The following is an 11,617-nucleotide window of genomic DNA, read 5'->3' as shown; positions in this document are numbered from 1 at the left end:
TGCTCGTGCGCTCCTACAGGTCAGGGCGCATCAATGAATAATCCAGCTCAGCAGCCACAGGCCCAGCACCAGCCAAATGATGCCCATGATGATTGAAGCGCGCATGAATGCGCGGATCGCCGAGTACAGGAACAGCAAACCGACGATCAATGCCAGGATGCTGACCAGTGAAGTGTCCATGCCCAAGGTGCGGGATAACCCATCAACAAAATTTCCGCCCGCGCTGGCGAAGAGATTGAAGAACCATTCCAGTCCATCGACGATAAACCGGATGACGGCGCCGAGCGCCTGGCCCAACCATTCAAAAAAGCTTTCTACCTGCATATGTGCGTCCTGATGAAGGTCATGAGAAAAGGCGACTGTTCGCTTTGGCTATCAATGGGTGCGGCGAGTTCCGTGGAGTGTAAGGGCGTTTTGCCTTGAAACCGGGAATATTGTCACGATTCTTCAAGCGCCGGAGACCTGTGCAACCTTTGGGAACCACGGAATCTGTGGGAGCGGTGCTTGCCCGCGATAAGGGCCCCGAAGATATCAGGCCAATCGCGTCCGGCCCTATCGCGGGCAAGCACCGCTCCCACAGGTTAGCCACACAGTGCCTGTATGGGCTTATTGCCGGATTGGCATTGATCATCACCCTGCTCTGGCTCGCCGACCGTCTTTGGCCGTTGCCATTACCGAAGGACGATCTGGCGCGTGTGGTGCTGGCCGAAGACGGGACGCCGCTCTGGCGCTTTGCCGATGCTGACGGGGTATGGCGTTATCCGGTGTCGATCAATCAGGTTTCGCCGTATTACATCGAAGCATTACTGACTTACGAAGATCGCTGGTTCTACAGCCATCCCGGGGTCAATCCACTGTCGCTGGTGCGAGCGACGTGGCAGAACCTCAAGGGCGCTCGGGTGGTATCGGGCGGCAGCACGTTGTCGATGCAAGTGGCGCGGCTGCTCGACCCGCATCCGCGAACCTTGCCCGGCAAGGTGCGACAACTGTGGCGCACGATGCAACTGGAATGGCACCTTTCCAAGGACGAGATTCTCGCCATCTACCTCAATCGCGCGCCGTTTGGCGGTACTTTGCAGGGGGTTGCCGCCGCCAGCTGGGCCTATCTGGGCAAGTCACCGCAGCAACTGACCCGCTCTGAAGCGGCAATGTTGGCGGTGTTGCCCCAAGCGCCGAGTCGCTTGCGGCCTGATCGTCATCCACAGCGGGCGCAGGTTGCACGGGACAAGGTGCTCAAGCGTCTGGCGCAGTTCCAGGTCTGGCCGCAACGGGCGGTGGACGAAGCGCTGGAAGAGCCGTTGCTGCTGGCCCCGCGTCAGGAGCCAAGCCTTGCTCCATTGCTGGCGCGGCGTTTGAATCGCCCCGACAGTCCGCCGTTGATTCGCACCACGCTGGATGCCGGTCTGCAGCGTCGCCTTGAAGATTTACTGTTGGGCTGGCGTGCCCGATTACCCGAGCGCACTTCGGCGGCGATCCTTGTGGTCGAGTCGCAGAGCATGGCGGTACGCGCTTACGTCGGTTCGGTGGACATCAACGACGCCAAGCGTTTTGGCCATGTGGACATGATCAGCGCCCTGCGTTCGCCAGGCTCGACTCTCAAACCTTTTCTGTACGGGCTGTCGATGGATGCCGGGCTGATCCATTCCGAATCCCTGATGCAGGACGTGCCACGCCACTACGGCGACTACCGACCGGGTAACTTCGCGGCGGGGTTCAGCGGAGCGGTGGCTGCCAGTTCGGCGTTGTCGATGTCCCTCAACTTGCCAGCGGTACAGCTACTGGAAGCCTACGGACCGAAGCGGTTTGCCGCCGAATTGCGCAACGGCGGAGTGCCGTTGACCTTGCCGCCGCTGGCCGAACCGAATCTGGCGATGATTCTGGGCGGCGTTGGCAGTCGTCTGGAGGATCTGGTTGGTGGTTATAGCGCTTTCGCCCGGGGCGGACGCAGCGCTGATATCCGCCTGCAACCCGATGCGCCACTGCGCGAGCGACGCATGATGTCACCGGGCGCTGCGTGGATTGTTCGCAAGATTCTCAGCGGTCAGTCCCGGCCGGATCTCGATCCTCACGCTGAACTGGTGCAGCGTCCGCAACTGGCCTGGAAAACCGGCACCAGTTATGGCTTTCGTGATGCCTGGGCGATTGGTGTTGGCCCGCGTTTTCTGGTCGGTGTGTGGATCGGTCGTCCCGACGGCACGCCGGTGCCGGGGCAGTTTGGCCTGGCTTCGGCCGCGCCGTTGATGTTGCAGGTTCATGACGTGCTGGCTAATCGGGACAGTCAGCGAGGGATCTCCGCGCCGATTCAGCCAGTGCCGTCGAGCGTGGGCGTGGCAGCGATTTGTTGGCCGCTGGGCCAGCCCATGAGCAAGAACGATCCGAATTGTCGCAGGCAGCGGTTTGCCTGGACGCTGGAGGGCACCACGCCGCCAACCTTGCAGGCCGTCGATCAACCGTTGGGATTGGGGCTGCAGGAAAAAATCTGGGTCAATGCTCAGGGCTTGCGGGTTGCGGCGGGCTGTCCAGGAGCGCAGGCGCAAACCCTGATTCTGTGGCCTGCCGCCCTCGAACCATGGCTGGCGCGTGATGAACGCAGGGAAGCGCGTCTGCCCGCAGTCGATCCTGCGTGCCCGCCACAAGGTCTGAGTCTGGCGCCGCCACTGTCGATCGTCGGCGTGCGTGAGGGCGATCACCTGCGCTTGCCAGCAGGCAGTCGTCAGGCGCTGCGCCTTACTCTTTCAGCCTTGGGCGGCAGTGGTCGTCGCTGGTGGTTTATCGACGGCGTGCCGATGGCCGACACCGACAATCAGACCTCTTTCATCCCGACCCTTACCCGACTGGGTCGTTATGAACTGAGCGTGCTGGATGAAAGCGGTCAGACGGCGAGAGTTGTCTTCGATACCGTCGACTGATCCACCTGACGCTTAATGAGCCGTATCCCGTTGCCGACCAGCCCCGCTCGGCGACATGGCCAGTGCCAGTTGCGTGCGGTTATGCATGTGGGTCAGGCGCAGTATTTGCGACACGTACAGCTTGACCGTGTTTTCAGTGATGCCCAGCTTGCAGCCGATCTGATAGTTGGTATGGCCTTTGGCGACCAGTCGGGCTACATCTTGCTGACGAGGGGAGAGGGGCGCAAAGAGAATCGACAGATCCACTTCGCCGTCGGCGTCTTCGTCAACACTTGGAGTTGGGAGTGACGGGCGACGGAGCTGGTCCAGATCTTCATACAGACCATCAATGGACGCGGCGAGAAACCGCAGCTTTTCGTTGAGTTCGCCCAGTTGGCGGTAACTCTTTTGCCGCTCATGAAGGACGGCTTCCTGACGCTGGACGCCTTCGAGCACTTCATGGAGATTCACCGGCTTCTGGAAGTAATCGGCAACACCGGCGCGCAACGCTTTGATCACATCCTGCTTGTCGTCGTTGACGGTCAGGACGATGGTCTCGAAGACGCGCTTTTTACCGGCGGCCTGCTTGAACGCCTCTACCAGCTCAACACCATTGGACTCATGCATATGCAAGTCACACAGGACGATGCCGACGTCAGGGTCGTTGCGAAATTGTTCAAGTGCTTCTTTGCTGGAGTAACTGCCAGCACATTCGTAGCCGTTGCGTTGTAAAAAACCGCTCAGTTCGTTCACAACGGAGGGTTGATCATCGACGACTAGTACTTTCACTGAAGAATTGGTGTTCACGCGCTACTCCCTGTCTGCGAAATACAAAGCGTTGTCAGAGTCGAACTCACGCTTTATCGATACGATCTAGGTCACGTGTTCCATGAGACCTTCACTACCGTAGTCAGACTTTCGCGTTATGTACATAGTGTTAACCGGGTTTGCGACTAGTGGATATTTTCTTTCATGGAGTTGTTAACTCAATACGCATCCTGAAGGGTGAATGCGTTCACTCAGGAACTTTCCCGCGTCACTACACATCGCTGGTGTGAGGAGGCGCGGACCTTGTAGGAGTGAGCTTGCTCGCGATCTGGTTTCTTGGTGAAAGCATTTATCGCCTGAACTGACGGGATCGCGAGCAAGCTCACTCCTACAGATGTCGCGCTTTTAGACGATAGTGTTACTTATTGGATCCAATATTTTGGCGCCGATAAGCAATGCATACCCATGTTGGGAAGTATTTTTGACGTTTTATCAAGTTCGATGGCGCAAGCGGGTTAACGTATTGAAGTAGCGTGTACTTACTCTTAATAACTATCTATGTAAAAAAACGGGGGGCGGTATCGTCAGCCCCCCGACAACTAATCAACCGAATCAACGGGGCGGATATTGCTCCAGAATCTTCGCAACCGTCTGCCGAATAGCCGTTTCGCGGGCGTTCGGGGCGTTGTCCTGGTTGAGGATGCGCTCGGTGCTGCCACGCCAGACCAGCTTCCCGTCCTTGCCGTCAAACAGGTCGATCTGCAGGGTGGTGACTTTGTAGTCCACGCTGCGGGTTTCGGTCATCGGCGCGTTCCAGTAGCCGTAACCACCCCAAGGGCCCCATCCCCCACCGTAATTGGTACTGACCAGTTGCTGGCGGTTTTCCATGATCAGCCATGCCTGGACCTTCAGATCGCCGTTAGTACCGGATGGCGCCATGCGCAGGCCGCGCTGGTCGAGCTGCTCGCCGATTGACTGGCGAATACGCTGGTCGGTCAGGTCGCTTTTGATCCGAGGGTCATCCGGCTGATACTGCACGCCGGGCTCCTTCCAGCTCCAGCTGCGGTAGCCGCCAAAGTCACGACTGGCGTCGAAGTCACGATTGATCTGGTTGGTTTGGCACGCACTGAGCAGCACGAGCAGGGACAGCAGAGCAAGACGGCGAAACATGGCAGTTCTCCGAAGATGTCAGGAAGGAGGATACGCGCTCAGTGCCTTTTGCACAGCTTGGCGAAGCGCCTTGGAGCGATCCGATTGATCACTGCCGTTACGCGTCTCGGCGCTGGCGCTCCACACCGGTTGGCCGTTGCGAGCGTCGAACAGGCTGATGCTGACGACGACTACCTGTTCCTGATAAGTGCGCACGATCGGCACGCTGGCATAACCGCCGTAACGGTTGCCGTACGGACCGTGGCCATAACCGATGCCGCTGCCGCCGTAGTAAGGATCGTAATAATCGTCACGCACCTGGCGCGTACGAATCTCCATGCGGGTTTGCGCGCTGACCTGCAGATCCGCTGGCTGTGTGCTCTGGACCGGACGTAAGCCCCTTTGGTCCAGGCCATTGCTGACGGCCTCGGCGATTTGCGCCGAATCAGCCCAGGCCGAACCGGGTGGCAATTGATTGTTGCGCCAGGTCCAGCTGCGATAACGACCGTAGTCACGAGGCGGGGCAGGGTACGCGCTCATGTCGACGGCATTGGCCGCCTGCGCGGGAGCCGGTGGCAGCGGATTGGAATCAGCGCGATAGGGGTTATCGGTCTGACAGGCAGCCAGACCGAGGAAGAGCGTAAACAATACGAGGCGGCGTTTCATCATGGCCTCCGCAAAGTGGCCTTCGAAGACAGGAAGCAGCGATCAGCAACGCCAGGCTGCCTGTGATCAGCCTGGCGATTTCGGTAGTCAGAGAGGGCGGCAAACCCAGTGCAGGTAACGACCCAATCCTGCATAGGCGGGATGCCGACGGTGTGCCAGTTCCATTTCCAGCAGGTCCACCAGTTCAGCCCGCGCCTGAAACTCTACCGGCATGTAGTCGTGAAACACTCTGACACCGCTTTGGGTTTCGACACGCCACAGCCCGTCAAGTTGCGCCGCCAGTTCACGCGGATCAAGTGGCTGTTGTGGCGTCAGGCTTTGCTTCTCGCCTGCCATGACGTTCTTGCGCATTTTCTTGAAGTGACCTTTGAGCAGGTTGCGATAGATCAGCGCGTCGCGGTTGTAGAACGCCAGGGATAGCCAGCCATCGGTCTTGGTCAGTTGCCGCAGTACCGGCAGGATGGTGTGGGGCTCGGCCAGCCATTCCAGCACGGCGTGACACAACACCAGATCGTAAGGCTCATGTAGCTGGCTGGTGAGTTCCTGCCATGGCGCTTGAATGAAAGTCGCGGTCTGGCCTGCATCGGCGAAACGTTGTCGAGCGCCTTCGAGCATCGGAGCGGCCGGTTCGGCGAGGGTGACCTCATGGCCACGTTCGGCCAGCCACAGCGACATATGACCCAGCCCGGCGCCGATATCCAGCACGCGCAACGGGCGTTCGGGAAGCGCTTCAGTCAGGTCAGCCTGAAGTACCGCAAGGCGAATCGCGCCCTTGGCACCGCCGTAGATCTTTTCGGCAAAGCGGGTCGCCAGTTGGTCGAAGTGGCGATCACTCATTTGGCGAACCTGCGCTCGCTGTCGGCCAGTTTGCTGCGTACTACGGTGTCCATATCGATGCCCAGTTCGCTGCACAGCAGCAGTAGATAAAGAATGATATCGCCCACTTCCTGACCCGCATGCTCAAGCTTGTCGGATGGCAGCTGGCGAGACTGGTCTTCAGTCAACCACTGGAAGATCTCCACCAGCTCGGACATCTCTACGCTGGCGGCCATGGCCAGGTTCTTCGGACTATGAAACTGCTTCCAGTCGTTCTGATCGCGGATGCGGTGCAGGCGTTGGGTGAGTTCTTCTAGGTTCATGGGGTGTCCTGAGTATCAAAGAGTTTGTGTCTGGCCATGGCTATGCGGGGGATTCTATGTTGCCCTCGTCATCAGCGAATTCTGTGGGAGCAGAGCTTGCTCGCGATGAAGACTACGCGGTTTGATTTGGATCGCGTCCAGCCTTATCGCGGGCAAGCCCTGCTCCCACAGGCTTGGGCGTGGCGCGCCGCTTCATCCGGGAAGGCAGCACTTAAAGCCATGCATAAGCTGCGTATGAACCGGCGCCCTCGCGAATAAATTCGCTCCTACCTATCAGCGTTTGCAGGCCAACATCGAATCTCCCACAGAAGCGTTATGTTGACTCTGCTTCAACCACTCCAAAACCCCCAACCCCGCAGCCTTGCCACTGGCGAAGCATGCGGTGAGCAGGTAGCCACCGGTGGGGGCTTCCCAGTCGAGCATTTCACCGGCGCAGAATACGCCGGGCAGTGACTTGAGCATCAGGCGTTGGTCCATGGCTTCGAAGGTTACACCGCCTGCCGTACTAATGGCTTCGTCCAGCGGGCGGGCTTTGATCAAGGGTAGCGGCAGGGCTTTCAATGCCTGGCTCAGTTGCGCTGGATCGTCGAAAGCTTCACGCGGGGCCAATTCGCGCAACAGGGCGGCTTTCACCCCATCGATACCCAACTGGCTATGCAAGTGCTTGGACATGGAGCGTGAGCCCCGGGGTTTTTCCAGGGCTTTTTGAATGGCGGAAGGCGTCTTACCCGGCAGCAGATCGATCAGCACGGTAGAAGAGCCCTGCTCATTGATCTCTTCACGAATCTGCGCCGACAGGGCATAGATCAGGCTGCCCTCTACGCCGGTGTCGGTGATCACACATTCACCCAAACGAGGCGTTTGGCCGCGCATACCGATACCAATGTTTTTCAACGGAGCGCCCGCGAACTTGCTGCGCAGCAACTCGCTCCATCCGGTCACTTCGAAACCGCAGTTGGCGGCTTGCAGCGTCTTGAGATCAACGCCTTGCTCGGCCAGCAGTGGCCACCATGCGCCGTCTGAGCCCAGTCGCGACCAGCTTGCGCCGCCAAGCGCCAGCACCAGCGCATCGGGGCTCAAGGTTGTTTCGCCTTCGGGATGAGCGATACGTACATCGCCCGCCGCGTCCCAGCCTAGCCAGCGATGTCGCGTATGGATCGTGACGCCGCTTTCACGCAAGCGCTTGAGCCAGGCTCGCAGCAGTGGTGCGGCCTTCATGTCCGTAGGGAAGACCCGCCCCGAGCTGCCGACGAAGGTTTCGATACCAAGGGCGTGAATCCACGCACACAGGTCATCCGCGCCAAAACTGCGCAGTAAAGGGGCGATATCTCCAGAGCGTTCCGCATAGCGGGAAAGGAAGGCAGGGTAGGGCTCGGAATGGGTGATGTTCATGCCACCGACGCCCGCCAATAGAAATTTGCGCCCCACCGAAGGCATGCTGTCGTACAGATCGACTTTGACCCCGGCCTGGCTTAACACCTCGGCTGCCATCAAACCAGCAGGGCCACCGCCGATGATGGCGACTGAGGGGGTGATGGTCGGCGTGATGTCAGTCATGGCGAGGTGCGTGTCTTTGCGGTTTGGTGGGGCATTCTACCTGCACCGCGCCCCGGTCGCTCCCATCAAACAACATGCGATCCTTTGAATTGAAGCGCATACCTGTAGGAGTGAGCTTGCTCGCGATAGCAACCTTCCAATCGAAAATACTTCGTCTGATTAAACGCTATCGCGAGCAAGCTCACTCCTACAGATCCTGCATGGTGTCATGAGACAGAGTTCACAACCCCTCAGACACCCAGACCCGCTGTGCGCTGTGATGCAATATTCCATGCCGTCGCGCCAGGGCCTGTCGGTCTTTGCTGTACCCGCCGCCAATCACGCCCATGACCGGGATGTTGCGTCCGATGCAGTGGCGCAATACGGCTTCATCGCGGGCAGCCACCCCGGCGTCAGTCAACTTCAGATAACCCAGCGCATCATCCTGATGGACATCGACGCCTGCATCGTAGAGCACCAGATCTGGCTGATAGAACGGCAACAGGTAGTTGAGCAGGTCATCGACGACTTTCAGGTATTCGTCATCGCCCATGCCCATCGGCAGCGGTATGTCCCAGTCGCTTTCGGCTTTACGCGCCGGGAAGTTCTTTTCGCAATGCAGCGAGACAGTAATGGCGTCCTCGGTATCAGCAAGAATCCGCGCGGTGCCGTCGCCTTGGTGCACGTCGCAGTCGAAGATCAATACTTTGTCGACGCGACCGCTTTGCAGCAGGTACTGACTGATCACCGCCAGATCATTAAAAATGCAGAAACCGGCCGGATAGTCGTAATGCGCGTGGTGGGTACCACCCGCGAGATGACACGCCAGTCCATGCTGGAGGGCTTGTTCAGCGGTCAGCAACGAACCGCCCACGGCGCGTACGGTACGCCGCGCCAGGTCCTCACTCCATGGCAGGCCCAGACGACGCTGATCTTCACGGGACAACTCACCTTCCATATAACGGCGTATATAAGAAGGGTCATGAGCCAGTGCCAGAATGTCATTCGGGCAGATCTGCGGGCGCAGCAGGGCGGCGTCGCTGGTCAGGCCGCTGTCGATCAGGTGATCGTGCAGCAGGCGGAACTTGTCCATGGGGAAACGATGGTCAGCCGGAAAGTCCGGGCTGTAATCTTCGTGATAGATGAGCGGCAGGGACATTTTGCGTCCGGTCAGAGGTCGAAGCCGGATAGTGCCAGCATTGCCCCCTGAACGCCCAGCTTTGTGGCTTGCCGCAGAGCTACACTGGCCGACACAGTGACTGACCGGTTAATGGAGAAACCGATGGAGCCGATTCTGAAACTCGAGAGCGCGCGATTGTTGATGCGCCAATGGCGAGACGACGATTTAGCCGCATTTGCTGATATGTGCGCAGATCCCCACGTCATGCGTTATTTCCCGGAGCCTTTGAGTCGGCTGGAAAGTGCTGCATTGATTGGTCGTATCCGTGGGGACTTTGCCGAGCTGGGTTTTGGCTTGTGGGCGCTGGAGCGCAAGGACACGGGAGAATTCATCGGGTTTACCGGGCTGAGTGTGGTGAGTTTTGAGTCGCACTTCACGCCGGCGATAGAAATCGGCTGGCGTCTGGCTCGCGAACACTGGGGGCTTGGCTATGCCAGCGAAGCCGCCTGGACTGCGCTGGGCTGCGGTTTCGAGCATTTGGGGGTGGATGAGATCGTGTCGTTCACTGCACAAAGCAACGAGCCATCGCAAAAAGTCATGCAGGCTATTGGCATGACCACCGACTCCGTCGACGACTTCAACCATCCGCAGCTGGCGGCGGGGCATCCATTGCAACCTCACGTGCTGTATCGCATTACGCGCCAACAATGGCTGGATACGCTGCAAGCTTGAAAAGGCTCGCGGCGTTAATTTCTGTATCATTTCAGCTAGTGTCACGCTTGAAGCGCCGGCGAACAGTTTTGTGCAAGGAGTAATGAATGAGCCAAGTGTTGGATGATCTGGTTGCGCTGTTGAGCCTGGAACCGATTGAAGAGAACCTGTTCCGTGGTCGCAGCCAGGACCTTGGTTTTCGCCAACTGTTCGGTGGGCAGGTGTTGGGCCAGTCGTTGTCGGCGGCGAGTCAGACAGTAGAAGATGCACGGCACGTGCACTCGTTACACGGTTATTTTCTGCGTCCGGGTGATGCCGGTTTGCCGGTGGTGTATCAGGTGGACCGGGTTCGCGATGGTGGCAGTTTCAGCACCCGCCGGGTAACGGCGATCCAGAAAGGCCAGCCGATCTTTACCTGCAGCGCTTCGTTTCAGTACGACGAGCAGGGGTTCGAGCACCAGACGTCGATGCCGCAGATCGTCGGCCCGGAAAACCTTCCTTCGGAACTGGAGTTGATGCAACAACGCGCGCACCTGATCCCCGAATCCATGCGCGACAAGATGCTCTGCCCCAAGCCTATCGAGTTTCGCCCGGTCACCGCTGTCGATCCTTACAACCCGCAGCCCACCGAGGCTGTGAAGTACATCTGGTTTCGTACCGATGGCGCACTGCCGGAAGTGCCTGCGCTGCACAAATACCTGATGGCTTATGCCTCGGACTTCAACCTGCTCACCACTTCGTTGCTGCCGCATGGCAAGACGGTCTGGCAGAAAGACATGCAGGTTGCGAGCCTCGACCATTCGCTGTGGTTCCACGGTGATCTGCGTGCGGATGACTGGTTGTTGTACGCCATGGACAGCCCATGGGCGGGCAATTCCCGTGGTTTCTCCCGTGGCAGCGTGTACAACCGTGCCGGGCAACTGGTGGCGTCGGTCAGCCAGGAAGGTTTGATTCGTCATCGCAAGGATTGGGCATGAGTCTTTCCGGGATTCGTCACTGGGTATTCGACATGGACGGCACGCTGACCGTGGCTGCCCATGACTTCCCGGCGATCAAGCGTGCGCTGGATATCCCGCAGGATCACGACATTCTGGGGCATCTGGCGGCATTGCCTGCTGATGTCGCCGCAGCCAAACATGCCTGGCTGTTGGAGCATGAGCGGGAACTGGCTCTGGCTTCGCAACCTGCGCCGGGCGCTGTTGAGCTGGTCCGGGATCTGGCCGGGCGGGGTTATCGTCTGGGTATCCTGACGCGCAACGCCCGGGAACTGGCCCACGTAACGCTGGAGGCCATCGGTCTGGCGGACTGTTTTGCGGTGGAGGACATTCTTGGTCGTGACGAAGCCCCGCACAAACCTGATCCCGCGGGCTTGCTGCACTTTGCCAGTGCGTGGCAGGTGCCTGCCGCGCAGATGGTCATGGTGGGGGATTACCGCTTTGATCTGGATTGCGGGCGGGCGGCTGGCACAAAGACCATTCTGGTCAACCTGCCGGAAAATCCCTGGCCGGAATTGGCGGACTGGCATGCGCAGGATTGTGGGGAGTTGAGGGCACTGCTGGATTGATCACAACTTCAAAAAAACATCCGAATCTTTGGATTTGAACGCCATCCTCTGTGGGAGCCGGGCTTGCCCGCGATAA

General features: G+C 58.9%; 12 protein-coding genes. 4 read left to right on the top strand and 8 right to left on the bottom strand.

From position 1 onward, the window contains the following. Window positions 1-30: 30 nt before the first annotated feature. Window positions 31-324 carry a hypothetical protein gene (locus AUC60_RS26775; RefSeq protein WP_027898425.1) on the bottom strand — a complete coding sequence of 98 codons (294 nt, stop codon included), beginning with the start codon at window positions 322-324 and terminating at the stop codon, window positions 31-33. Between the two features lie 230 nt (window positions 325-554). Between AUC60_RS26775 and pbpC the strand changes: the two genes are divergently transcribed. After that, window positions 555-2,909 (top strand): peptidoglycan glycosyltransferase PbpC, encoded by a 2,355-nt coding sequence (gene pbpC, locus AUC60_RS26770; RefSeq protein ID WP_405624552.1) that lies wholly within the window; start codon window positions 555-557, stop codon window positions 2,907-2,909. A 12-nt stretch (window positions 2,910-2,921) separates the two neighbouring features. On the opposite strand, the gene AUC60_RS26765 is transcribed toward pbpC, so the two are convergent. The 7 genes from AUC60_RS26765 to AUC60_RS26730 form a co-directional block, all read right to left on the bottom strand. After that, a complete protein-coding gene (locus AUC60_RS26765; RefSeq protein ID WP_087274516.1) occupies window positions 2,922-3,695 on the bottom strand; it encodes a response regulator transcription factor in 774 nt (257 codons plus the stop codon). Window positions 3,696-4,268: 573 nt separating this feature from the next. After that, entirely contained in the window at window positions 4,269-4,826 is a 558-nt protein-coding gene (locus AUC60_RS26760) for a DUF4136 domain-containing protein (protein ID WP_087274514.1), read from the bottom strand. A gap of 18 nt (window positions 4,827-4,844) precedes the next feature. Beyond that, window positions 4,845-5,471 carry a DUF4136 domain-containing protein gene (locus tag AUC60_RS26755; RefSeq protein WP_087274512.1) on the bottom strand — a complete coding sequence of 209 codons (627 nt, stop codon included), beginning with the start codon at window positions 5,469-5,471 and terminating at the stop codon, window positions 4,845-4,847. An 87-nt stretch (window positions 5,472-5,558) separates the two neighbouring features. Next, complete coding sequence (locus AUC60_RS26750) at window positions 5,559-6,308, bottom strand: methyltransferase (RefSeq protein ID WP_087274511.1); 750 nt, start codon at window positions 6,306-6,308, stop codon at window positions 5,559-5,561. Further along, on the bottom strand, window positions 6,305-6,610 hold the full coding sequence (locus AUC60_RS26745; RefSeq protein WP_087274509.1) for a nucleotide pyrophosphohydrolase: 306 nt from the start codon (window positions 6,608-6,610) through the stop codon (window positions 6,305-6,307). The genes AUC60_RS26750 and AUC60_RS26745 overlap by 4 nt, the downstream gene beginning before the upstream one ends. A gap of 273 nt (window positions 6,611-6,883) precedes the next feature. Beyond that, window positions 6,884-8,167 carry a TIGR03862 family flavoprotein gene (locus AUC60_RS26735; protein ID WP_087274505.1) on the bottom strand — a complete coding sequence of 428 codons (1,284 nt, stop codon included), beginning with the start codon at window positions 8,165-8,167 and terminating at the stop codon, window positions 6,884-6,886. A 220-nt stretch (window positions 8,168-8,387) separates the two neighbouring features. After that, a complete protein-coding gene (locus AUC60_RS26730; protein ID WP_087274503.1) occupies window positions 8,388-9,305 on the bottom strand; it encodes a histone deacetylase family protein in 918 nt (305 codons plus the stop codon). 123 nt (window positions 9,306-9,428) lie between these two features. On the opposite strand from AUC60_RS26730, the gene AUC60_RS26725 reads away from it, so the two are divergent. The 3 genes from AUC60_RS26725 to AUC60_RS26715 all read left to right on the top strand — a co-directional run bounded on the left by AUC60_RS26725 (window position 9,429) and on the right by AUC60_RS26715 (window position 11,541). Beyond that, a complete protein-coding gene (locus AUC60_RS26725; RefSeq protein WP_087274501.1) occupies window positions 9,429-9,998 on the top strand; it encodes a GNAT family N-acetyltransferase in 570 nt (189 codons plus the stop codon). Window positions 9,999-10,084: 86 nt separating this feature from the next. Beyond that, window positions 10,085-10,954, top strand: coding sequence for an acyl-CoA thioesterase II (gene tesB / locus AUC60_RS26720; RefSeq protein ID WP_087274500.1), 870 nt, complete (start codon window positions 10,085-10,087; stop codon window positions 10,952-10,954). After that, on the top strand, window positions 10,951-11,541 hold the full coding sequence (locus tag AUC60_RS26715) for an HAD family hydrolase (protein WP_087274498.1): 591 nt from the start codon (window positions 10,951-10,953) through the stop codon (window positions 11,539-11,541). The genes tesB and AUC60_RS26715 overlap by 4 nt, the downstream gene beginning before the upstream one ends. Window positions 11,542-11,617: the final 76 nt, after the last annotated feature.

This window comes from Pseudomonas caspiana (assembly GCF_002158995.1).
Taxonomy (GTDB): domain Bacteria; phylum Pseudomonadota; class Gammaproteobacteria; order Pseudomonadales; family Pseudomonadaceae; genus Aquipseudomonas; species Aquipseudomonas caspiana.
This window is presented reverse-complemented; position numbering and strand designations above follow the sequence as displayed.